Genomic DNA, 22,670 nt, shown 5'->3' with positions numbered 1-22,670 from the left:
TCCGCTCCTTCACCGACAAATTTAAGCGCTTCACCTGATTCAAATATATGGTGCTTTAGTTCAAATCATGCACTTGTTGATTGCAAAGTAAATCATTTTGATTAAGCGCTTACCCCACTACTAAAAATTATAACCGAAGCTCTCCGGTTGTCAATGAATTTCCTTTGTTGCGGACTTACAGCATGAAAAAAGCAATTGAAAAGAAACCGCTTCCCGGGTTTCGTGCTAGAATAAGGTGGAGTTTTCCGTTTTCCGGGTAAAATCAGAGGAAGGAATGAACGACGCTTGAGAAAACGTGTGCTTTTCATTCAAGGCGCAGGGCTCGGAGCCTACGAAGCGGACGGCAAAATGGCTCTGCAATTAAAGGAGGCCTTAGGCCCTGAATAAAATGTGTTTTATCCGCGGATGCCGGATGAAGGGAGCCCGCGTTATGAAGCATGGAAAGACCGGATTGGAAAAGAGTTTGCCGCATTAAACGGCGAGGTGATCGTTGTCGGCCATTCTTTGGGCGCTTCGGTTTTGCTGAAATATGTAACCGAAGAGGAGCCTGCCAAACCGGTTGCGGGTATGTTTCTGATCGCACCGCCCTTCTGGGGCGCTCCAAATTGGGAAGCTCGCGAGTTTGCGGCGTGTGAAGATTTCGCTCGCAGGCTTTCCGGCATAGAGCGAATTTTCCTTTACCACAGCCGGGACGACGAGGTCGTGCCTTTTGCCCATCTTGCGATGTATGCGCAGCATCTCCCGCAGGCGGCCGTCCGCGAGCTTGATGGGTGCGGGCACCAGCTTGCGGGCGATTTGTCCGAGGTTGCGCACGATATTAAAAGCTTGTGAACGAAGCCCCCGGCTCTCGCAAGTTTGCTTCTCATAATTTCCAGGCATAAAACAAATGCAGCGGCATCCGCGGCGTTCACCTTCGCGCACCCGGACGCCGCTACGCGTATTTGCCGGACGGCAGGCCAAAACTTACAGCGCGGCTCTGATCTCGGCGAGGCAGCTTTCGATCCGCTGCGGAATTTCCTTGTACAGCTGCTCCCACGGCACATACAGATCACGCGGGATAACGTAACGTTCGAATTCCATCGCCGGATCGAAGCGGAATTTTTGCAAATACTGCTCTACGATGCGGTTTTTCTCTTCGTTTGTAGTGTACACACCCTCGTAAATGCCCGTCACGATCAATCCGCCGTTCCCCGCCCTTACGTTTGTCGCCTCCCGCAAGTCCGGCAGCAGCTCGAACAGTTCGGCCATAGGTGAAAAAGCGTGTTTGCCCGGCTGCGAATACAGCTTTGCGTGCGTGCCGTCCTCGATGTTGCTTCGGTCCTTCAAAAGCCCCTTCAAATAGCGGCCGTGAAAACTGGCCTCGCAATCGAGCACCTCGCCGTCCTGTCCGACGAATATCCACACATGCTCCATCTCATACAAATGCTGAATGTCATAATCCCAATAAATCGCGTATTCGATCACGTGCTTCAGCTTCGGATTGTCGAAGCGGAATTCCCGGTTGAACGAGCCGGAGCGGCCGGCTTCGCTAAACACCGTGACGCCCACCCTGACCGGGAAAAACGGTTCTTTGCGGTCAAAGTATATATACGGCGCGTATTTTTCCGCCAGCTGCAGATCAAAGTTGGTTGTCATACCATTTTATCCTCCCGGTTGGTTTGATAAAAAAACCTCCCCGAGCTCTCCATCCGATAGGAGAGCGCCTTACGCCGGTTCGGCGCAAGACAGGAGGCGAAAAACGGTGGTTCTACGGAATTTCGATCGGCTCCTTCGGCATGCATGAGCTGCGGACCACAAGCTCCGGCAGCAGCACGACTCTTTGCTTGAGCGACTTTTCTCCCTTGATCTCCTGCACGAGCAGGTCGATCGCCTGCCGGCCGATTTCCTGTATCGGCTGTCCGATCGTCGTCAGCGGCGGGTCGATGATGGTCGCGAGCACGGTGTTGTCGAAGCCGATCACGGACAAATCGTGCGGCATATGCAGCCCCCGCTCCCGGGCCGCCTGAATCGCACCGATCGCGAGCAGATCGTTGCAGGCGAACACCGCGGACGGGCGGTCGTCCAGCTCCAGCAGGCGCAGCATCGCTTCCTTGCCGCTCTGCACCGTAAACTCGCCGACGGCGAGCAGGCGGTCGTCGAATTCGACGGCAGCGGCCATCATCGCCTGCTTGCAGCCGCGAATGCGCTCGAGGTTGCTTTTGTTAACCAAATCCTCCGCGATGATCGCAATGTGCCGGTGTCCGAGCTCGGCCAAATAGTTGCCGGCCTGATAGCCGCCGAGAAAATCGTCGACCATCACCGTATCGACCGCAAGCGTCGGCATTTCGTTGGTGATGAGCGCGATCGGAATATTTTGCGAGATCAGCTTCTTCAAAAATTGGTCGTTCTGAATCCGCGTCGCCACGATAATGCCGTCCACCCGCTTTTGCGTAAGCAGGGAATAATAGCGGATTTCCCGCTCCGGATCGTTGTCCGTGCTGCAGATGAACACGTTAAACCCGTACTCGTGTCCCCTGTCCTCGACAGCCCGTGCGATCTCGGCGAAAAACGGGTTGGCAAGGTCCGGGATGGTCAGCCCGATCGTAAACGTGCTTTTGCCGGTTAAGGCGGAGGCGACCATGCTCGGCTGGTACTTGAGCTGGTCCATGACGCTCAGCACGTGATTGCGCGTTTTCTCGCTGATCCGCCCCGTCCCGTTGATGACCTTCGATACGGTGGCGATGGAAACCCCGGCGGCCTGGGCTACATCGTATATGGTCGGCTTCATGCCCTGCTCCTTTCAAACGTTCACATTCTTGGGTATAGATTCTATCATACGATACGAATCGCCGTTCTGTAAACTTGAAGGGAGCCTGTCGGATTTTCGCGTTTTCCGCAGGATCCGAACGTCTACCCGAGAGCGCTGCCGTTATCGGATGCGAAGGGTATGCACTTCAAACGGCCGGGTATGCAGACAAACGACTGTACAGCTGCGCTCGGCATTTGCCCGCACTTCCAAAGCACCCGAATTCCTTTCGAGCAGATCGGTTTGCACGACCTCGCGCACTTCTCGAGGAAGATGGATCGCCACCCGGCGCTTCTCCCCTATGCATTCGCGAAGGCGCAAAATGACGCCGTCCCCGTCTTCCGCCGGCTTGAATGCGACGACGGCCATTCCGTCCAGCCCAAGCGGCAGCATCTCCTTGACGCCGCCGGCTGCCGGGCGATGAACCTGCAGCGCCATCGGAGGCGCCATCGTTTCCTGCGCCGTTTTCCAAACGCCGCCCTGCATCCAGTCGCCTTCATGCGGCACCAGCCGGTAGCGAAAGCGGAAATCTCCGCCCTGCCACTGCGGGAAGTTCGTCCCCCACCAGTTGTTGAACAGGTTGAAGTTGATCTCCGGCTTCTCCGGTTTGTAGTCGGGCTCAAAATCCCACATGCCGTTGCGGCCGATGAAAAACAGCGGCGTATCGAGCGGGATGATCGCCATCCCGGCGAAGCCGTTGGAGACGTCGACAAAGCTTTCGCAGCAGTTCAGCAAGGTGCTCGAGGACGGCACCAGATCGGTGCACGGGTCGAGCACGGTGCCAAGTTTGTTTACGCGGTACTGCGGGCGTTCCAGCTTCAGCGGGAACAGCAGGTGGCCGGATTCCGCCTTCGGCGTCTCCTCCTTGCCCGCGAGGTTCAGCTCCATATCGAGGTACGGCTCTTCGGAGAGCGAGTAGCTCCAGCGCACTTCCCGGGCGTTTCCGTATTCGCCGACCGATTCGGCTTCCGTGCCGGCGATGCATTCCACCCGGACGGAGTAACCGTCCTGCACGATGCGAATATCGCTCAGCTGAGTCGTATAAGATAGACGTTTCTGGTCCTCGGGATATCCTGTTTTCCCGAAATCGTGCACACCCCAGTCGTAAAACCGGTACGCGTATTTTTTCAAATACCTCGTAATTTCGCTGCTGGAGTATACGTTGTATTCGAACTGGCCGAAGCCATACTCGGCCGCCCCGTCGATCCATTCCTTGTTCAGCCTTTTATCGAAAAAGCTGCGGACCCAGCCGGTGCGCCGGTCGATTTGGATCAGCAGGTGCCTGTTTTCCAGCACCGCTTCCGCTTCGGTCAACCGGCCGACAACAGATGGCCCGGCACCGGCCGAAACGACCTCCTTGAGGACGGCGGAGCTCACATCGGCCGCCGAGGCGGCCAGTTCGAGGACAGCGTCCGGCACCGTGCCCGGTGCAGCGCTTGGCGTGACGCCCGATGCCGCTTCCGGCGCATCGCCGGGCTCCGCGCCCGGCGAGCTTCCCGCAGGATTGCGCTCGTAAGCGAGCGTCCTGAAGCCGAGCGCCGGCAGCTCCTTCACGAAAGCATAGGCTCCGCCGTCACAAGGAATGAGGCGGACCTGCCCGCCCGCAGCGGTGTCGATCAGCCGCTCGCCTTCCTTCGGCAGCTGCTCCTCATCAAGCCATACGAGGCCGTCGCGGGGCCAACCGAGGTAATTGTACACCTGCAGCATTTTTACCGAGCTGTCATCATCGACAGGACTGCCGTGCCCAACCGGACTGCTGCCGGCAATCCCGTCATCGCCCTGGCCGCCGAACGGCTCGGCCGCTCCGCGTTCCGCGATCAGACGAACCGCTTCCTGCAAGGCAGCCTCGGCTTTATCCAGATACTCGCGCTGCTCCTGCCACGAATGCTCCATCCGCTTGTAGCGCTCGCTTTGTTTGTCCTTGCGGAACGACTCCTTATCGTACGTTCTCGGGAACAGGAACGTCTTGCAGTCCATTCCCCACGTATGCTCGCCGAACAGCAGCGTATGCTCGTAGCTTTCGGCGATTTTCCCTTTCGCGGCGGCGATCTCTTCGCCGGCGCCTGCGAACGCGCGGTGCGCCAGCGCGCTCTCCGCCGCGGCGATCCGGCCGCGCAGCCCGCGGACGCGCGCCACTTCGCGCGGCGCCGTCCCGACGCCGTGAATCCACGCGTCGGCCATATCCCCGCGAATGACCGGAAGCTCCGGGTTTCGCGCGAGAAAATCATCGGCGAAGTCGCCGAGACTGCCGATGTGCAGCTCCGCATTCAGGCCAGCCGCCTGAATGGAAGCCTTCATCTCCGCAATGACCGAAGCGTCATGCGGGCCGTGGTTGTCGCTCGTTTGGATCATCGCGAGCCAAACGGGGTGGTTCCAGTCGCCCGGCGGAAGGATGCCGGTGCCGTAGGAGCCCTTCGAGTAAAAAGTCAGCAGCCGTTCGCCGTCCGGCCCTTCCCAATAAAACGCCGGAGGCACGTCCGGCGGCGTCGAGGCCGGGTTGCAGCCGAGATGCAAAATGTTCACGCCGGCTTTTTTCAGCAGCGACGGCACGATCCACGTGTGTCCCGGCACGTCGGTCATTTTCGCATCCTTCGGCTCGTAGCCGAACTGCTCCGACAGCTTGCGCGACACGTACATGCCGCGAATCCATTCTTCAAGCCCGCAAAATTCCGTATGCGTCGTATAGGGAAGCTTGTGCCAAATCAGCTGGCGGCTCGCCAAAAACTCCAGCGCCTTCGCTTTGTCCTCCTCACCCGCGCCTTCCAGCGACTGCAGCAAAGGCCAGGCGGACATCGTCCATACGTATTTCTCCGCTCCGGGGTTGTCTTTCGTTTTCTCGCATATATCGATAACGTCCTTCAGCATTTCGGTCCTGTACCGCTGCACGACGTCCGATACCCAGCCGGTAAAGCCGATATCGAAGTGCGTTTTGAAGACGACGTATATTTTTTCCAAAGATCGGCTCATCCGTTAATCTCCTTTTTTCTGTCCAGCTTTTCTTACAATTGCAATCGGGAAACGACCGGATAATGATCGGATGGGAACGCTCCATCCACCGACCTGCGGACGACCATCGTTTCGAGCACTTCGATGTCCGGCGAAACGAAAATATAGTCGATCGGCTCGCCCTCCGTCCCGCCTTTGAAGCTGTGGGCCGTAAGTCCGATCGGGCCGGATAATGCCGTAAAGGCGTCCTTAAGCCACGTCGAGCGGCCTTCATACTCCATATCGCCGCGCAAAAAACGGATCGGCACATCGTCCGGGGCGCTGTTGAAATCACCAAGCAGCGCGATCGGCAGCGAATGCTCGAATTTGTGGGAACGGATCACGTCCCAGATGACCTTGGCCCCGCGGCAGCGGGCATCATGGCTGTAATGATCGAGATGCGTGTTGTACGCCATCAGCTGCTTGCCCGTGCCGACGTGGCGAAACCGCGCCCACGTGCAAACCCGCGGGAACATGCTGCCCCAGCTTTTCGACGCGATCTCATCCGGCGTCTCCGACAGCCAAAACTGCCCCTGCTCCAGCAGCTCCAGCTCCGCTTCCTTGTAAAAAATCGCGCAATGCTCGTTGTCGCGGCCCCCGAAGCGCCCTTGCCCGATCCATGCATAACCCGGCAGCTTCGGTTCCAGGTCGGTCAGCATGTCGTAATAACCTTCCTGCGTCCCGACGATGAGCGGATTTTGCTCGCGGATCACAAGCGCCGCGTGCTCCACCCGGTTCGGCCAGGCGTTCGCGCCGTCCTTCGGCTCGTTATACCTCAGGTTGAACGTCATTGCCGTAAATTCCATCCTCCATCACCTTTCCCAATAAATCGGGTTCGTCAGCGCCGCAAGCAGCATTTGATCCGCCTGCTCGAAATGACGCCAAACTTCCGCCCGGTAAAATAACCGTCCCTCCGCATTCGCTTCAAACAAGCCTTCGCCGCTCCGGTTGACGTTGACGGTCTGCTCGACGCCGCGCTCGCTGATCAGCTTCACCCGGTCACCGGCAAGCAAATTGTCGATTCGCAGTCTTATGCTCGCTTCGTCCTGATCGGCCGAAGCCGGGATCACATCCCCCGTCATGTAATCGCCGCAGGTCAGCTCCATAAACGGTCCCTCCGGCGAATGCGTCATGACGACACGGCCTTTGCCGATGCCTTCCAAAATGCCGTCGATCGTCTTCATCTCCGCGTACACCCACGTGCAGGGCATCGCATGCTTCACATACGGGTCCGGGCGATGCACATCGCTTCCGCCGACGGCGACCAGCCGTCGACCGGATTCCAGCTGCTCCTGCCACCAGGCGAGCGTGCGCGCGTTCCGTTCGCTGAACGGGCCGTTCCAAACCTCCACCCAATCGTGGTCGACGTCGAATCCCCACTCCCAAGCGCAATAATCGCAGTGCGGGTGGTTCAGCACGATCTTCGCTCCCTTGGCGCGCGCTTCAGCCAAGTGCTCATTCACATCATCCCGGCTTTTCACGCGGAAATCGTTCAGCGGATCGGTCACGCCGAGAAAATTGCTGTGCCCGAAATTCGTCGTAAACTCCATCCCGGGGATCATCACGACGTTCGTTCCGCGCGGATACGTGTAGTTCTGGCTGATCGCGTTATGGTCCGTCATCGCGATGAAGTCGCAGCCGAGCTGCTCCATGATCGCCGCGTTTTCCTCCAGCGTATACTTGCCGTCGCTGTTCACGCTGTGCGTGTGCAGATCGCCCTTCAGCCATCTGGGCGTGGCGAGAGAGCAGCGAACGGTGACGTTCACCGTGCAGCCTTCCTGCGGCACCTTGTATGCGTTGTGCAGCACCGCCCATTCGCCCGGCGCAAGGTCGCCCGCCAAATAACCGGGGGTCGCCGTCTCCCGGCCGATCCGAAACTCCGTGCGGGCGCCGCCGCTCCAGCCGCGCACCCGCTTGCCGTCGCGCACGCCGAGGTCGATCACCGCACTCGGCTCCCCGTGCGATACCACACTGTAGGCGACATGAATCTCCTCCGCTTGCTCCGGCATGGTGAAAGGAATTTCGATATAGCTGCTTTGCGCCTCGGCGGGGATGAATCTTGTATATGAGGACGTGATGACTCGTCTTCCTGTCCCGTTCATTCGGATCACTCCTTATTGGCACCGACCATGATGCCTTTGACGAAATATTTTTGCACATAAGGATAAATGATGACAAGCGGCAGCAGGGCAATGACGATACCCGCCATCCTTACGTTGGTGGTGATGATGAAGTTGCTGCTTGTTGCGTCGGTATCGATGATCAACGACTTGAGCGCGATTTGCAGCGTATATTTCGCGTGGTTGTTAATGTACAGCAGCGCCGGAGTAAACTGGTTCCAACGGCTGACGAATTCGAACAGCGCGACCGTGGCGAGTCCCGCTTTGGCCAGCGGCAGGTACATCGTGACGAAAATCCGGAAATCTCCCGCACCGTCGATCCGGGCCGACTCGTTCATTTCGCTGGGCACCGTCAGGAAAAAGTTGCGCATAAGCAATATGCTGAAGCCGGATACGAGTCCGGAAATAATAAGCGCTGTCAAAGTATTAAGCAAGCCGAGCTCCTTATTCACGATATAAAGCGGAATCATGATGGCTTCGCCGGGCACCATCATCGTCAGCATGATCAGGGAAACCATCAGCTTTTTCCCCGGCAGCCCTTGCTGCACGAGCACATACCCCGCCATCGCGCAAAGGATGAGATGTCCGGCCGTGCCGACCAAAGTAACGATCACATTGTTTGTAAAAGGCATGTAAAGCTGCATCCGGTTCCAAACGGTCGAAAAGCCTTCCACGCTGAACTCCTTGGGCCAAAGTACGATGCCCGGCTGCATGGAAGCGAAATTCGTCGAAAACGCAAGCGCAAATGTGTTCAGAAAAGGAACGATCATCGTCGCGATCAAGAGCAGCAGAAAAACGGTGTTGATCGTGTCGAACAGCCGGCTGGCCCAGCCGCTATGCGGATATTTATCGAGCATGTATGTCTCACCCCTCATCGTAACGAATGATCGCTCTGGTCACAAACGTAATGATCAGCGTGGCGAAAATGACCAGGAACCCGGCGGCCGTCGCCGTGCCGATCTTGAACTCGAGTATCCCTTTTTGATACGTATACATCATGATGACATCAACTTTATTCGCTACGGCGCCGTTGCGCATGACGAAAATTTGGTCGAACATGCGAAGAATGCTCAGCACGTTCAGCATAATGACCACCTTCATCGTCGACACGAGCGACGGCAGCGTCACATACTTCACCTGCTGCCAGCGGTTCGCGCCGTCGATGCGCGCCGCCTCGTACAGCGAAGGGTTAATGGATACGATGGCAGCGAGGTACAGGATGCAGGTGAACCCCATTTCCTTCCACACCGCGGTCAGCACCATCACCCAGCGGATATAATCGCTGCTCGACATAAATCCGATCGGCTTCGCCGCCCCGGCCAACTTCAGGATTTGGTTGACGATCCCGGTATCCGGAGACAGCATCAGTATCCACATGCCGCCGACGACTACCCACGAGAACAGGTGAGGCAAATAAACGATCATTTGCGTTACTTTTTTGAACCAGGTCGAAAATACTTCGTTCAGCGACAGAGCAAGCACGATCGGCATCACAAAACCTACAACCAAGGTGCCTCCGCCGATGATCAGCGTATTTTGCAGCGTATCCCAGAAGCTGCTGTCCCTAAGCACCGCCAAATAGTTGTCGAATCCGACGAACGGACGGTTGCCGATCAGCCGGAATTCCTGAAAGCTGATCATAAAACCGCGAACGAGCGGATAATAGGAGAAAATAAGAAAATAGGCCATGATCGGAAGCATCATGATGTACAGAGACTTAAATTTCCATACGGCCTTCAAGTAAAATCACCGCCTTTTTGGCATTCGGAAGTAACGAGGCTGCCCTTAAAGGGACAGCCTCCAGCTACCATACTTTAGTCGATCAGCTTTTGCGCCTTCAGCGTGTCGCGCATTTTATGCACCGCGTCGGCTGCAGGCATTTCGCCCATAATCGCCTTGAACATGTATTCGTTGATGATCTTCTCGGCGTCGGCCCATTTCGGAGGCGTCAGCTCCAGAGAAGCGTATTTCATCACCAGGTCCTGAGCTTCCTTCACGCCCGGAAGCAGGCCGAACGGAGCCGGAACCTTCTTGTTGTACCAGAACGGAACGCCGTGATCCTGAGCATGGTCTTTGCCCGCCTGAGTGAGCTCGTACTTGTCGCCGTTCATTTTGTAATCCTGGTCCTTGATGCCGAGGCTGCCGAGAATGATGCCGTCTTTGGAGTGCCACCATTCGATGAATTCGAACGCCGTTTTCGGATGCTCCGCATTGACCGGAATAACCCAGACGTCAGGGTCGCCGCGGCGAAGCATATAGTTGCCGTTCGGTCCGGCAACGCCCGGAAGACCTTTTGCTTCAAACGCCGTGTTCGGATCCTGCTGTTTCCTCGTATTGTTCAGCATGCCCACCCATGCGTCCCAGTACGTGATCATGCCGACGCGATCGGTCAGGAACAGGTTGCGCATTTTGCCGGTATCATTAGTGGCGAAGTTCGGATCGAGAATGCCTTCCTTGTACAGCTTGTTCAGCCACTCGTAGACCGGAATCGCCGCGTCGGTGGCATAAGGAACGTCAAGCTTGCCGTCTTTCTCCACGTAACGCTGCTTGAGGCCCGCCGCGCTGAAGAAACCTTGAAGCTCGTAAGATCCTGCGGTGCTGAGACCGTAAGTGTCCTTCTTGCCGTTGCCGTCCGGGTCCTGCTCGGTGAACGCTTTGAGCACTTTGTAGTAGTCGTCGAGCGTTTTCGGTTCCGGCAGGTTCAGCTTCTTGAGCCAGTCGGCGCGTACGATCGGCATCGTACCGCCTTGGAACTTCGTGAATACGCCGTAAATTTTGCCATCCTTCGTCTTTACCTGATCCCACTCCCCGGAAGGCAGTACTTCCGGATCCTGCAGCGTCTTGGAGCCCTTTACCTGTGAGGTAAGGTCGGTCAGAATGCCCTGGGAGATGAACAGATTCATTTTCTCCTTGCTGATTTGCAGCAGGTCGAACTTCTCTCCGGAAGAAATCGCCGCAAGCAGCTTCTGATCGTAATCGGAAGCCGGTTTGTTAAGCGTCGCCTTGATGCCGGTGAGCCGTTCGATCTCCTTCTCGAAAAGCGTGTTCTCCTCCGGTGTTTTACCGCCGATAACGCCGGACATCATTTTCAGCACGCGCTCTTCCTTCTTCTCCTCACCTTTCGGCTGCTCGCCCGCTTTAGGGGCTTCCGAACCGCCTCCGCCGCCGGAACATCCGGCGACAACGCTGCCGAACAAGGCGACTGCCATCATGGAGCTTACGACTTTCTTTTTGTTCGTTTTCATCATGAACCTCCCATTTTGGATGCATTTTAAAATAAGCTGTTATATTGCAAACGCTTTACAAAATCTTAATAAAGCGCTTTCAAACCTGATGGGACAGGCTTCGCCGCACAAACTTAAAGTCTGCGTGCAGCCTGTGTCTTTGCCGGCCCGGGCGAGGTTATCCGCTAGAGCGTCATTCGCCCAGCCGTCTGCACGAATCGCGGAATACGATGGCGGCTTCGACAATTTTTTGCCGGATTGCGGAAGGGTCGCTCATCTTCTCGATTAAAATTTTCGCCGCTTCCGTACCGAGCTTCTCCGAAAACAGCTCCACCGAAGTCAGCTTCGGGCTCATCTCCTGGGCCAGCGTCGCGTCATTGCTCAGGGCAATGATCGAAAGCTGCCCGGGCACATCGACGCCGAGCTCCCTCGTCGCCCGCAGCACGCCGAGCGCCACCCGATCCGTATCCGTAACGACGGCGGTGTAGGGAATTTTGCCATACGTGTTCAAAATGGACATATACCCGTATTCGGTTGCGCTTGAATGCAGTTTTCTCGAAAAATTGATCACATGATCTTTCGCAAGCTGCAATCCGCTTTCCTGATAGGCTTCGGATAAACCGCTTTCCCTGTCAAAAGCAACCGTCATATCGGACGAGGCGTTCAGGAAAAGCGCCTTTTCGTGTCCGCATGCAAGCAAATATTTGCCTACGTCATACGCCAGCTTCGTGTTGTCGTTGTCCACGTAGCTGATCGTATCGTCCGGCGGATCGGGTCTTCCGACGAGCACGAGCGGAATGCCCATCTGGCTGTACCTCTCGATCCTGGCGTCGTGCTTGCGTGGGTTTAGCATGATGACGCCGTCCACAGGATCGCTGGAAAATTGCCTCGGATCATCGTGTTCCGGCAGCGTGTCCAGCAGTACCCGGTAGCCGTGCCTGGAGCATTCCTTAATGACGCCGTTGATCATTTGAATCTCAAACTGCGACATCGTTCCGTCTTTGGAAATCGGCATCTTGAGACCTGCGATCATCGTCTTCTTGATCGCCAGGCTCCTGGCAACATGGTTCGGATAATACCCGAGCTCTTTGGCTACCGCTAATACGCGCTCAGTCACTTCCTGGCTGATCGGTCTCTTTTTGCTGAACACGCTCGACACGGTCCCTTTGGACACTCCGGCATGTTTCGCAACATCATCGATGGTAGCCATGGTCCCCTCCCTTTTGTAAAGAAATCGTTAAACCGGTTTAATGATTTGCCAAATGAAAACCGGTCTATTAAACCGGTTTAATTGATTACACTTTAATTATACAACCCGTTTTTTCATCTTACAACCCTTTTTTGTTAACTGTGGGTAAATATTTAGTAAAGCGCTTAACTCATGAAGGTACCCCCTAAACAAGATGACCGAGCGTCACAATGGGGAATGAAAATGGGCGCCATCGTCTATTTTCCCATCAAACCCCCCCCACAGGAGGCCCCCAGGCGCTCGGGCGCAATGTTGTCAGGTTAGGCGGGAACATAGCGGAACTATGGTTCGCTAATCGGGTCGATTTCGGATATTTTTGGAAATTAGCGGAACTGAGGTGTGCTATTTGTCCGTTTCTCCACTCCTCAAGCCATTTTTCACCTATTTAGCGCATCTCAGTTTCTCTATTTTTTCAAATCGCCCATTTTTCCGAGATTAGCGAACGTGAGTTCCGCTATTTATAAACTACTTATTTTCGAGGAATAACGTTCCTAGTGTCGTTCGCTCTTATATGGTTCAACCCTTGATTTCGTCCATGCCTGTTAACCTGACAACATTGCGCTCAGGCGCCCTGGACCCGCCCTTATGGAGGAACTGCTCGCTTCTAATTCGCGTCTGCCCATCATCGATTTTTTAGCTTCGCCCAAAAAATCCTATGTCGGGCACGCTTTACGTTAGAGGCTATGCCGTGGAGAGTCTCTACGTGCCTCATGCCCGCGTTTGTCTGCCGTGGTTTGCTCACGCAAATCGACGGCAGACACGCTTTACTACGGCACGGTGCCCGGGGAGAGTAGGGGCATCCGGCCCGCGTATGACCGCCATAGTTCTGCTGTAGAGCTATGTAGTTATTTTCAACCTCTGCAACACGACGATAAGCAGTCCCCATGCGAACCCCGGAAAGGCGTTCCTCATAGCACAGGCTCCTGTTTCCGTTGTCGAATGTACATGAGAAGATGCTCCCCATATATCTTCGGCTGTATGTTCACTATTTGCGTGGATGCATATTCCCCTTCCCCGTTCGCGGTTTCCAGCGCAAATCGAAGCTGGTAGGCATGAAACCGGCGGAAATCGTTATCCGGTAATTGCACGGAATAATCAAGCTGTACCGAATCATCGGCTCGCAGTTTCAAGGGAAATAAGGCGAAATTCGGCATATGTCCATTCAATCGAACGTCAACCGCCTGGTTCAGTATGTTCGGAAAACTGTAAGTAACGGAAGTGATCGCGACATCGTTGCGGACGATATACCCTACGCTGCCGGTATCGTCTGACCAACCTTTTGAGTGAGTGGATTGAAGCGGATATTGACTCCGTGGATTTGGGTGTACGATAATCTCGCCGATCCGAACGGTATCGACCAGCCCGTCATCGTAGTAGACGCGCAATCGATCGAACGATACCGTCCGGTCAAGCGAATCGATTACGCCTGACTGCGGAGATACGATCGCTTCGCACAGTTGTAGCCGCCCCTTCTCATCGCGGTTCGAAACGCGCTCAACGCGCAGCTGCAGTCCGTTAGGCAGCTCTAATCGAAACGGCACTCGTTTAACGTCGTTATTCGTTACGAAGTATAGACTCATATGCTCGAACAACGATGCGGGTATTTCGTAGTAATGCATTAGAAATAGCGGTCTCTCCAGCTTTTGAGACTCGTAATACCACAAGTTCCCGCCCCATACCGCCACAATAGTTGCAAGGAACGGCCAAAGCCAGTATTTAAGCATAAAGTCCTCCGGTCGTTAATAACACGGATTTATGAGCGAAAAACAACTTACCCTAACAGTTAGACGCAAGCTGGACCGACATAATTGCCTTTCATTTCTTTGGATGGAAAAATATGGGGTAACCGATATCGGGATGTCCGTTATGCAAGCTCAGTATGTTGTCATCGCATAAGTTCAATCCTGGCGTCAGAGGTACGTCCGCCGAACGAAACTGGATAGCTTTGGATAAATTTGCTTTTATTTTCTGATAATAAGAAAAGCTTCTGATCGAAGCCATCTCGACGAAGATACATTCGTGTTTTAGCGGAAGCTTTTCTTGCGTGCAGAAAGTTCTCCTACTCGCTTTAGTGCGCTAATGAACTTAAACTTTCTGTCACTAAAAGAAAAGCTTCTGATCGAAGCCATCTCGACGAAGATACATTCGTGTTTTAGCGGAAGCTTTTCTTGCGTGCAGAAAGTTCTCCTACTCGCTTTAGTGCGTTAATGAACTTAAACTTTCTGTCACTATAAGAAAAGCTTCTGATCGAAGCCATCTCGACGAAGATACATTCGTGTTTTAGCGGAAGCTTTTCTTGCGTGCAGAAAGTTCTCCTACGCCCTTTAGCGCGTTAATGAACTTAAACTTTCTGTCACTAAAAGAAAAGCTTGCAGGTCATGCCTGGATGCGCCATATACTTTGATCGGGGAGGGAGGGTATGCTTGTATCCGTTCTGATCGCAAGCATTTTTGCTACCGCATTTTTGATAAAAGGAGCTTTCGCCCTCTCCCGTCATTTTCATTGGCTGGAATATTTTTGCCTGGTCTTTATGTTCATGGGCTTCAATTCCTGGGCATTTGATTTTTACCTGGCGGATTACCAATCGCTCGATTTAACGGAGAGCTACTTGCCGTTCGCGATTGTCACCGTTCATTTTGTCATTATGTATCCGTTAAGCTTCGTCTGGGTGCTCGCTCTTTTCAAAGTGAAAAAAACGGCTGCCGTTCGTTTCGGAGCAGCGGCTCTCTGGATAGCCGGTTACGAACTGTTATTGTTTTTGGATACCTTGCTCGGCATTTTCATTATTACCGGCTCTTACTGGGTTCCGGCAGCGGTCACCGTTTCGTACAACTTGATCACTATCATAGCCGCTATATTGTCGATAAATAGATTGGCTAACATCATACGCAAGGAGGAAGGGGAGGCGAATGGAGACCGCTCTTGAATTGTTTCATAAGTTTTATGACCCTATCAAACCTGTCGTTTTCGACAAAAATGAATGGGCGGTCATAGCCATCGCCACCATTACGGAAGGCAGCGCCATTTATATCTATGCCAAGCATAGAATCATGAGATTGAGCGAAGGGTTGGCTTTGATATTATTTAATGTTTATCTTACTTCGCTGCTTGAATTTATTTTGGCGACCAGACCTGTTGATTTGTACGACACGATTGACCGGGACAGCGGCGAACTTTTCGACTTCCCTTTGGAACTCGTATCTTACCCCGTAGCGATGTACATCGCCATGCATTTTTTTCTCTCCTGGAAAATTAAAAAAAGGTACTTCGTCCTCCTGGTGGCTCCTGTACTTTGCGCTCTGGAATGGATCTGTTTACGTTATTTTTCGCTATTTACCTATAAGAGCTGGAATCTTATGCTCAGCTTTCTGTTTTACATCGGCGTTCTTACACTCAATGTCAATATGATCAGTTGGATTCATCATAAAGTTGCGGCGAATGGCGGTTCGAAAAACGTGAAATAGAACCGGAGCCCCCGATTACCCACTAAAATTAGCCGTGCATAATTCCCTGGCAATAAAAAAGGACACCCCCGCCAAAGGCGGAATGCCCTTTTCACCTATTTTACTTAAACCCTTTCGCGACCTCGCCGATCATCTCCGCAGCGGAGACGAGTCCGCCGCCCGACAAGTACCAGTAGCTCGGGTCCAGGTATACGATAGTGCCGTTTGTGAACGCCTTCGTTTTCTTGATCAGCTCGTTTTCCACGAGCGCCTTCGCACCGGCCTTCTCCCCGCCGACGGCTGCGGTCCGGTCGATGACGAACAGGTAGTCCGGATTTTTTTGCGCGATGTATTCGAACGAGATGCTTTGTCCGTGCGTGGAAACCTCGATGTTTTTCTCAACCGGCGTGATGCCGAGCACATCGTGGATCAGTCCGAACCTTGAGCCTGGGCCGTAGGCGCTGATCGCTCCTTCGTTCGCAAGAATGACGAGCGCGTTTTTCCCGCTGGCCTTGGCCTTGTCTCCGACCTCTTTGACCGCCTGATCGATTTTGGCCAGCTCAGCGTCCACGGCGGATTCTTTGCCGAAAATTTGCCCGAGCATCTTCATGTTGGCTTTGAACGAATCGACGAATTTGCTGTTGTCTACGCCCACATACAGCGTCGGCGCCAGCTTGCTCAGCTCGGGATAAGCGGTCTGCTGCCTGCCGGAAATCAGGATGAGATCCGGCTTGATCGAGCTGATTTTTTCGTAATTCGGCTCCTGCAGCGTTCCGATGTTCTGGTACTTGGCGTCTTTGTATTTGGCCAAATAAGGCGGCAGGTTCGACTGTGCCACCCCGGCCACTTCGACGCCCAGCTTATCGAGCGTATCCAAGGCGCCGAAATCGAATACGATGACTTTTTTCGGATTTTTCTTCACCTTCGTTTCGCCAAGCTGATGTTTGAAAACCAGCTCGTCGGAAGCGTTGGCCGCAGCCGGCGTGCCACCTCCTGAAGTCGCAGCGGGTGCTGCCCCGCCGGCCGGTCCTGTACCGGACGTGCCGCATGCAGATGCAAATACCGTCAAACCGATCGCTAAAACCGCGAATAACAACCATTTTTTCATCACGACCACCTCTTTTAATAGTTTATCACGTAAAATAAACGCAAATTTTATGGCCGCCGATCGTTTCGACCGGAATGTCCATGTCGTATACTTCCCGCAGCACGGAAGGCGAGATGATCTCATCGGTCGTGCCTTCGCGTATGACCTTACCGCCCTTTAAAGCCACGATGTAATCCGAGTAACACGAAGCGAAATTGATGTCGTGGATGACGATGACGACCGTTTTGCCGAGCTCGCCCGCCAGGCGGCGCAGCACCTTCATGATTTGCACGGAATGCCGCATATCCAGGTTGTTTAACGGCTCGTCTAGCAAAATATAGTCGGTGTCCTGGGCCACGACCATCGCAATGTATGCCCGTTGGTTTTGCCCTCCGCTGAGCTCATCCAAATATCGGTGCTGGATGTCTCCCAGCTCCATGTAGGCGATCGCCTCGTCGACGTGCCGCCAGTCGTCCGGCTTCAGCTTGCCTTGCGAATACGGAAACCGCCCGAACGAGACGAGCTCCCTGACCGTCAGCCGCACGTTGACGTGATTGGACTGCTTCAGGATCGAGATGCGCTTCGCCAAATCCGTGCTTTTGCAGCGTCCGATTTCTTCGCCGTCGATCCGAATTTCTCCGGAATCCCGGGGAATGAGCCGGCTGATCATGGACAGCAAGGTGCTTTTGCCGGCTCCGTTCGGGCCGATGAAAGAAGTGATCTTCCCTTTCCCGATGCGGACGGAAACGTCGTCGACGACGCTTTTGCCGCCGTATGCTTTGGAAACGTTCCTTACCTCTATCATGATTTGTTCTCCCTCAGCAGAAGATATAGGAAGTAGACGCCGCCTATCAGGTTGACGATGACGCTCAACGTTGTCGTGAACGTAAACACTCTTTCCACGACGAGCTGTCCGCCGACCACGGCGATGATGCCGATCAGTATCGCGCCGGGGATGAGTTGCCGGTGGCGGTACGTGTTCATCCATTGATAGGCGACATTGGCGACAAGCAGTCCAAGGAACGTGATCGGCCCGACCAGGGCGGTCGACACCGAGATGAGGGCGGCGACGATGAGCAGCAGCCTTTTCACGACAAACTCATAATCGACGCCAAGGCTGATCGCCTGCTGCTTGCCGAGCGAGAGCACGTCCATATATTTGGCGAATCTCGAATAATACACCGCCACGATAATCACGACGAAGCAGCAAATAGTCGTCAGCTGTCCCTGCACCTTGTTATAGGTGGCGAACATTTTGCCCTGCAGGACGAGAAATTCGTTCGGGTCGATCAGCACCTGCATAAACGTCGTCAAGCTGCCGAGCAGCGTGCCCAGGATAATTCCGATCAGCAGTAAAAAATAAATATGATTGCCCTGCTTCTTAAACATCACCTTGTACAGCAATCCGGCAAACAGCAGCATGAGGCCGAGAGTCAAGGCGAAGTTGAAATTGTTGTCGACCAGCAGCTTGTTGCCCGATCCGAGCGCGTAGACGACCGCCGTTTGCGTCAGCATATACATCGAGTCGAGCCCGATCATGTTCGGCGTGAGAATCCGGTTGTTCGTCATCGTCTGGAAAATGACCGTGGAGAACGCAATGCAGCCGGCGGTCAGCACCATGGCCAGCACCTTCCACGCCCTGCGGGGCAGCACGTATCCCCAGTTGTCGCCGACGCCGGCGAACAAAAATACGGCGATCGCCGCAAGCGCGCCCGCAGACAGAAACGCGATCTTTGCCTTATACGTCATATGCCCTTCTCCTGATCAGCAAGTAAAGAAAAATAGCGCTTCCGAGTACCCCGACGGTAAGGCCGATCGGAATTTCAAACGGATAAATGATCACGCGCCCCAGTATGTCGCACGCCAAGACGAACAAGGCCCCCAGCACGGCGGTATGCGGCAGGTTTTTTTGCAGGTTGTCGCCCCGGTACAAGGTGACGATGTTCGGAATAATCAGCCCGAGAAAAGGAATCGTGCCGACCGTCAGCATGACGACGGAAGAAATGAGGGCGACGATCGCCAGACCGATGTTAACCACCTGCCGGTAGCTCAGCCCGAGATTGACCGAAAACTCCTCGCCCATGCCGGCAATCGTAAACCGGTTCGCGTACAGATAAGCGAGAACGACCACCGGAATGCTGACGTACAGCAGCTCGTAGCGCCCTTTCATGGTCAGCGCGAAATTGCCCTGCAGCCACGAGGCAAGGCTTTGAATCAAATCGTATTTATACGCGAAAAAAGTGGCGACGGAAGTGACGATATTGCCGAACATAAGCCCGACGAGCGGAATGAAAATCGCATCCTTGTATTTCACTTTGTCAAGAATTTTCATGAACACGAACGTTCCGGCCAGGGCGAACACGAAGGCGACGAGCATTTTTTGCAGCGATGTGGCGGACGGAAACAGCATGAGCGAAACGAGAATCCCGAGGCGGGCCGAATCGTCCGTTCCGCCTGTCGTCGGGGACACGAATTTGTTCCGGCTCAGCTGCTGCATGACAAGACCGGCGATGCCCATGCTCACTCCGGCAATGATGATGCCGATCAGCCTCGGCACCCTGCTGATGAGCAGCACCTGAACCTGATCGTCGCCCAGCTTCATCAGCTCCAGCGGGCTGATGTCCTTGACGCCGACGAACAAGGAGATGAGCGACAAGACGACGAGAGCAGCCAGCATGTAGCGCAGCTTCATTTGCCGCTCCTGCCCGGCCGGCCTAAGCTTCATCAATGACGGTCAAAAGCTCCTCCGCGGGAATTCTCGGCTGCGCGGAAGGAATTTTCGCCGGATAGCCGACATGCAGGCTGCCGACGATTTTTTCGCCGGGCCGGACGCCGAGCGCTTCCCGGAACTCCGGTTGATGAATCAGCTGGTACGTCTCCCAGACGAGTCCTAGTCCCTGCTCCCAGGCCAGCAGGCTGAAATTGTGAATGATGCAGCTCGTCGACGCGTAATCCTCTTCCCAAACGACCGGATGCGTATTTTCCTTCATTACGACAATGACAAACATCGGCACCGCCATCAGCTTGTCATATAACCGCTGCCCCGCCTCGCGGGCCTTCTCCGGGTCTCTCTCGCGCCGTTCTCCGGCTTGGCGGCTCACTGCGGCGATACGCTCGCGGCCTTCCCCGTGCACCAGAATGAACCGCCAAGGCTGGGTCATCTTATGGTTCGGCACCCAAACCGCCGTGTCCAACAGCCGCTTGACCAAATCGACAGGCACGGGGCGTTGCTCGAACACGTGTACGGAACGGCGCTCTTGAATCAATTGTGAAAGCTCCATAGTTCCTCCATTTATACCGGTTATTTTTTGTGACATTGATAATCATTATCAACAATAATTCATTTTACACCATTCGTACGCTGCTGGAATGGACATTTCTGTATTTCGCATGGATTTTTCTTGCAGCCGGCGGATCTGACGCCGGGTCAGCCGGTGGCCAGATCGTTCACCAGCTGATCGATCAGACTTTCATAAAATGCCGCATTGTAAAGCAGCGGTTCCTCATGGCGAATAAATATGCACCGCTTCTTGCTGCGGTTCCGTTTTAAATGCAGCCATTCCTCCTCGATCCCGCAGCAGCTTTCGTCTGTCATCGAATTCGGCGCCAAAAAGAGCACGTTATCGCAGTCCAGCGCAGCTATGTCGTGCAAAGACGGCACGTCGAGGAAAGCGATTTGCGAAACCGCGGCGGGCGGCTTCACGCCTAGTTCATCGTAAAACAAATCCCTGATCTTGATACGCTGCATCCCATATAAACGGAACATCGCCTCATAAACGCTGACGACGAGAAACGGTTCGTCTCCCAGGCGGCGCTCGACTTGCTTCCGGGCGTTGTCCGCTTTCGCTTGAAAATAAGCAAGCCAGCGCCGGGCCACGGTCGGAATGTTCAGCGTGCTTCCGATTTGCACAAGCCGCTCTTTCCACGAGTACCCTTTCCACTTGATCATGACGACCGGGCAAATTTGCGACAGCTTCTCGTACACTTCGTCTTCGACCGGCGCCGTAAAGATCAGTTCCGGGCGGCAGCTTGCTATTTGCTTCAGATAAGGCTCTTTGACCGGATCGCTGTACCATGCTCTCGGAAGCTCCAGAACGGGTGTGATGCCGAGTACCGCCAAATCTCCGCGAAAAACGGGACATAGATTGGCGACTCTTGTTCGGGAGCATGATGCGAATTCGGTCGGAGTAATGCCCATATGTTTTTTAAACAACCGGCTGAAATATAATTCATCGGGATATCCGATCGTATGGGCGACTTCCATCACGGATGACGAATGCCTGGCCAGCAAACGAAGCGATTCGTTAAGCCGCACACTTGTCATAAACTGCAGCGGGCTTAGTCCCGTATGCTGCTTGAACGCCTTGTAAAACCGGGCGCTGCTGGCGCCCGAAAGCTGCGCCATCCGCTCGATATCCATCGGCTCTCCGTACTGCTGCAGCATCGTTTGCTTCATCTGCACAACATAATCGAGCAGATCGTCGTCCGCACCTCTGGGCTTGCCCATAAATGCCGCAAGCTCGGCGGCAATGGCGTACAATTGGGCGTGCACCCGATAAAACAACGCCCAATCGTGCTGCCAGTATTCGTTCAAAAAATCCGCAACCCAGCGTTGAATGCGGGGCATCCGCAGATGATACAGCCGCAGCTCCTCCGACCGTCCAAATGGAGCCGGCAGAGCGCAGTTTGCACCGTCTTGCCCGTCGCCGGCACAACGCATCAATACCACGCAGACCTGCTGTTTGTCGTTATTAAATATCGAGCAGCGGCAATTTGCCGGTACAAAAAACAGTTCGCCATAATGCATCTGGCCGTTCTTCCGCCGTTCTCCGGCCTGCAACGTTACCCTGACCGAGCCTTTCAGCACAAAGCCGAACAAAATATGCCCGCCGCTGGAAAGCTCTTCATTTTTTCCCATCTCCAGTTTCAGTTCCTGGGCACCCATGTAACGAAGCGAGTGCCCGCAAAACGGTTGACGTTGTTCCATCCGGCACCCCTCTACAGCAAAAAAGATCACATTTCAAATTTTAAATGAAAATGATTCTCATTGTCAATTTTATTGACGGCAACCAAAAATTACGCATCATGCACACCGCTCATAAGCCGCGGCAATCGAAAAAAAATCACCCCTCATTGGGGGTGTCAAGTCCTTCTTATTCCTATTCCTGTTCAACCAGATTGCGAAGCACGATTTTCAACAGGTTTATGAGCAAATCATACTCCTCATCGGTGATGCCTTTCCGGGTTTTGCTCTTGACGCGGCTCAGCGCTTCCTGCACTTTCGGCACGACCTCGCGTCCCGCTTCCGTCAAATAGAGCAGCTGATAGCGGTTGTCGGCAGGATTGGCTTCCCTCCGCACGTAACCTTCCGCTTCCAGCTTGTTAATCGCCTTGGCGGTGGTCGTCTTGTCGATAAGCAGTTTCTCGCTCAGCGCTTTCTGAGTGATGGGCTGCTGAAAAGCAATGGCCATCAGAAAAATATATTGGCCGCTTCCGATTCGATATGGCGCAAGCTCGGCTGAGATCAATATTTGCATGTGGCGATAAATCGCCGAGATGTATTGGCCGTGCGATTCCGCTACGCTCTTGTTATTTGGCTTCCAATGCTCGCTCAAATTTACCCCCCTCAAACAGGATGTTATTGCAACTAATATCAGGATACATCACACAGAATGCTATTGCAACTATTAGTTTGAATGGCAAAAAGGCCTGAAATCACCGCAAGAAAGGACTGCTCTCTTGCCTGGATATTTCGGCCAAAGTTAAAGCAAGCTAAC

The 22,670-nt window shown here is 54.2% G+C and carries 20 protein-coding genes; 3 read left to right on the top strand and 17 right to left on the bottom strand.

Annotated elements, in window-relative coordinates; genetic code table 11:
* Positions 1–405: 405 nt before the first annotated feature.
* Positions 406–831, top strand: a complete 426-nt coding sequence (locus tag MYS68_RS35295; protein WP_248930217.1) for an alpha/beta hydrolase — start codon at positions 406–408, stop codon at positions 829–831.
* Between the two features lie 132 nt (positions 832–963).
* On the opposite strand, the gene MYS68_RS35290 is transcribed toward MYS68_RS35295, so the two are convergent.
* The 10 genes from MYS68_RS35290 to MYS68_RS35245 all read right to left on the bottom strand — a co-directional run bounded on the left by MYS68_RS35290 (position 964) and on the right by MYS68_RS35245 (position 14,087).
* On the bottom strand, positions 964–1,635 hold the full coding sequence (locus MYS68_RS35290) for a hypothetical protein (protein WP_248930216.1): 672 nt from the start codon (positions 1,633–1,635) through the stop codon (positions 964–966).
* A 112-nt stretch (positions 1,636–1,747) separates the two neighbouring features.
* Positions 1,748–2,767 (bottom strand): LacI family DNA-binding transcriptional regulator, encoded by a 1,020-nt coding sequence (locus tag MYS68_RS35285; RefSeq protein WP_248930215.1) that lies wholly within the window; start codon positions 2,765–2,767, stop codon positions 1,748–1,750.
* A gap of 141 nt (positions 2,768–2,908) precedes the next feature.
* Positions 2,909–5,752, bottom strand: coding sequence for a DUF5054 domain-containing protein (locus MYS68_RS35280; protein ID WP_248930214.1), 2,844 nt, complete (start codon positions 5,750–5,752; stop codon positions 2,909–2,911).
* A 32-nt stretch (positions 5,753–5,784) separates the two neighbouring features.
* Positions 5,785–6,576, bottom strand: coding sequence for an endonuclease/exonuclease/phosphatase family protein (locus MYS68_RS35275; RefSeq protein WP_248930213.1), 792 nt, complete (start codon positions 6,574–6,576; stop codon positions 5,785–5,787).
* 6 nt (positions 6,577–6,582) lie between these two features.
* On the bottom strand, positions 6,583–7,872 hold the full coding sequence (locus tag MYS68_RS35270) for a CehA/McbA family metallohydrolase (RefSeq protein WP_248930212.1): 1,290 nt from the start codon (positions 7,870–7,872) through the stop codon (positions 6,583–6,585).
* 5 nt (positions 7,873–7,877) lie between these two features.
* Positions 7,878–8,747 carry a carbohydrate ABC transporter permease gene (locus tag MYS68_RS35265; RefSeq protein WP_248930211.1) on the bottom strand — a complete coding sequence of 290 codons (870 nt, stop codon included), beginning with the start codon at positions 8,745–8,747 and terminating at the stop codon, positions 7,878–7,880.
* Positions 8,748–8,754: 7 nt separating this feature from the next.
* Positions 8,755–9,630, bottom strand: a complete 876-nt coding sequence (locus MYS68_RS35260; RefSeq protein WP_248930210.1) for an ABC transporter permease subunit — start codon at positions 9,628–9,630, stop codon at positions 8,755–8,757.
* A 74-nt stretch (positions 9,631–9,704) separates the two neighbouring features.
* The gene (locus tag MYS68_RS35255; RefSeq protein ID WP_248930209.1) at positions 9,705–11,135 is read right to left on the bottom strand and encodes an extracellular solute-binding protein; all 1,431 of its coding nucleotides are present in this window, start codon (positions 11,133–11,135) and stop codon (positions 9,705–9,707) included.
* A 172-nt stretch (positions 11,136–11,307) separates the two neighbouring features.
* A complete protein-coding gene (locus MYS68_RS35250) occupies positions 11,308–12,324 on the bottom strand; it encodes a LacI family DNA-binding transcriptional regulator (RefSeq protein ID WP_248930208.1) in 1,017 nt (338 codons plus the stop codon).
* A 947-nt stretch (positions 12,325–13,271) separates the two neighbouring features.
* Positions 13,272–14,087 carry a hypothetical protein gene (locus MYS68_RS35245; RefSeq protein WP_248930207.1) on the bottom strand — a complete coding sequence of 272 codons (816 nt, stop codon included), beginning with the start codon at positions 14,085–14,087 and terminating at the stop codon, positions 13,272–13,274.
* Between the two features lie 695 nt (positions 14,088–14,782).
* Between MYS68_RS35245 and MYS68_RS35240 the strand changes: the two genes are divergently transcribed.
* Both MYS68_RS35240 and MYS68_RS35235 read left to right on the top strand, forming a co-directional pair.
* Positions 14,783–15,289 (top strand): hypothetical protein, encoded by a 507-nt coding sequence (locus MYS68_RS35240; protein ID WP_248930206.1) that lies wholly within the window; start codon positions 14,783–14,785, stop codon positions 15,287–15,289.
* Positions 15,273–15,827, top strand: coding sequence for a hypothetical protein (locus MYS68_RS35235; RefSeq protein ID WP_248930205.1), 555 nt, complete (start codon positions 15,273–15,275; stop codon positions 15,825–15,827). Before MYS68_RS35240 ends, MYS68_RS35235 begins: the two co-directional genes overlap by 17 nt.
* A gap of 100 nt (positions 15,828–15,927) precedes the next feature.
* Here the strand turns inward: MYS68_RS35235 and MYS68_RS35230 are convergent, their stop codons facing one another.
* The 7 genes from MYS68_RS35230 to MYS68_RS35200 form a co-directional block, all read right to left on the bottom strand.
* On the bottom strand, positions 15,928–16,914 hold the full coding sequence (locus MYS68_RS35230) for a siderophore ABC transporter substrate-binding protein (protein WP_248930204.1): 987 nt from the start codon (positions 16,912–16,914) through the stop codon (positions 15,928–15,930).
* 25 nt (positions 16,915–16,939) lie between these two features.
* Entirely contained in the window at positions 16,940–17,698 is a 759-nt protein-coding gene (locus tag MYS68_RS35225; protein ID WP_248930203.1) for an iron ABC transporter ATP-binding protein, read from the bottom strand.
* Entirely contained in the window at positions 17,695–18,642 is a 948-nt protein-coding gene (locus MYS68_RS35220) for an iron chelate uptake ABC transporter family permease subunit (RefSeq protein ID WP_248930202.1), read from the bottom strand. Before MYS68_RS35220 ends, MYS68_RS35225 begins: the two co-directional genes overlap by 4 nt.
* Positions 18,632–19,585, bottom strand: a complete 954-nt coding sequence (locus MYS68_RS35215) for an ABC transporter permease (protein WP_248931117.1) — start codon at positions 19,583–19,585, stop codon at positions 18,632–18,634. The genes MYS68_RS35220 and MYS68_RS35215 overlap by 11 nt, the downstream gene beginning before the upstream one ends.
* Positions 19,586–19,607: 22 nt before the next feature.
* Positions 19,608–20,174 carry a nitroreductase family protein gene (locus MYS68_RS35210; RefSeq protein WP_248930201.1) on the bottom strand — a complete coding sequence of 189 codons (567 nt, stop codon included), beginning with the start codon at positions 20,172–20,174 and terminating at the stop codon, positions 19,608–19,610.
* A gap of 146 nt (positions 20,175–20,320) precedes the next feature.
* On the bottom strand, positions 20,321–21,880 hold the full coding sequence (locus tag MYS68_RS35205) for a helix-turn-helix domain-containing protein (RefSeq protein WP_248930200.1): 1,560 nt from the start codon (positions 21,878–21,880) through the stop codon (positions 20,321–20,323).
* Positions 21,881–22,052: 172 nt separating this feature from the next.
* Positions 22,053–22,508 carry a MarR family winged helix-turn-helix transcriptional regulator gene (locus MYS68_RS35200; protein WP_248930199.1) on the bottom strand — a complete coding sequence of 152 codons (456 nt, stop codon included), beginning with the start codon at positions 22,506–22,508 and terminating at the stop codon, positions 22,053–22,055.
* Positions 22,509–22,670: the final 162 nt, after the last annotated feature.

This window comes from Paenibacillus hamazuiensis, assembly GCF_023276405.1.
Lineage (GTDB): Bacteria > Bacillota > Bacilli > Paenibacillales > NBRC-103111 > Paenibacillus_AF > Paenibacillus_AF hamazuiensis.
The sequence above is the reverse complement of the archived record's forward strand: the minus strand, read 5'-3'. Positions and strand labels throughout refer to the sequence as shown.

Coding starts and splice junctions, on each gene's coding strand:
- MYS68_RS35275 (WP_248930213.1), bottom strand. CDS start 6,576: ATGGAATTTACGGCAATGACGTTCAACCTGAGGTATAACGAGCCGAAG.
- MYS68_RS35265 (WP_248930211.1), bottom strand. CDS start 8,747: ATGCTCGATAAATATCCGCATAGCGGCTGGGCCAGCCGGCTGTTCGAC.
- MYS68_RS35205 (WP_248930200.1), bottom strand. CDS start 21,880: ATGGAACAACGTCAACCGTTTTGCGGGCACTCGCTTCGTTACATGGGT.
- MYS68_RS35220 (WP_248930202.1), bottom strand. CDS start 18,642: ATGACGTATAAGGCAAAGATCGCGTTTCTGTCTGCGGGCGCGCTTGCG.
- MYS68_RS35240 (WP_248930206.1), top strand. CDS start 14,783: ATGCTTGTATCCGTTCTGATCGCAAGCATTTTTGCTACCGCATTTTTG.
- MYS68_RS35225 (WP_248930203.1), bottom strand. CDS start 17,698: ATGATAGAGGTAAGGAACGTTTCCAAAGCATACGGCGGCAAAAGCGTC.
- MYS68_RS35235 (WP_248930205.1), top strand. CDS start 15,273: ATGGAGACCGCTCTTGAATTGTTTCATAAGTTTTATGACCCTATCAAA.
- MYS68_RS35255 (WP_248930209.1), bottom strand. CDS start 11,135: ATGAAAACGAACAAAAAGAAAGTCGTAAGCTCCATGATGGCAGTCGCC.
- MYS68_RS35285 (WP_248930215.1), bottom strand. CDS start 2,767: ATGAAGCCGACCATATACGATGTAGCCCAGGCCGCCGGGGTTTCCATC.
- MYS68_RS35290 (WP_248930216.1), bottom strand. CDS start 1,635: ATGACAACCAACTTTGATCTGCAGCTGGCGGAAAAATACGCGCCGTAT.
- MYS68_RS35270 (WP_248930212.1), bottom strand. CDS start 7,872: ATGAACGGGACAGGAAGACGAGTCATCACGTCCTCATATACAAGATTC.
- MYS68_RS35295 (WP_248930217.1), top strand. CDS start 406: ATGCCGGATGAAGGGAGCCCGCGTTATGAAGCATGGAAAGACCGGATT.
- MYS68_RS35210 (WP_248930201.1), bottom strand. CDS start 20,174: ATGGAGCTTTCACAATTGATTCAAGAGCGCCGTTCCGTACACGTGTTC.
- MYS68_RS35280 (WP_248930214.1), bottom strand. CDS start 5,752: ATGAGCCGATCTTTGGAAAAAATATACGTCGTCTTCAAAACGCACTTC.
- MYS68_RS35245 (WP_248930207.1), bottom strand. CDS start 14,087: ATGCTTAAATACTGGCTTTGGCCGTTCCTTGCAACTATTGTGGCGGTA.
- MYS68_RS35230 (WP_248930204.1), bottom strand. CDS start 16,914: ATGAAAAAATGGTTGTTATTCGCGGTTTTAGCGATCGGTTTGACGGTA.
- MYS68_RS35250 (WP_248930208.1), bottom strand. CDS start 12,324: ATGGCTACCATCGATGATGTTGCGAAACATGCCGGAGTGTCCAAAGGG.
- MYS68_RS35215 (WP_248931117.1), bottom strand. CDS start 19,585: ATGAAGCTGCGCTACATGCTGGCTGCTCTCGTCGTCTTGTCGCTCATC.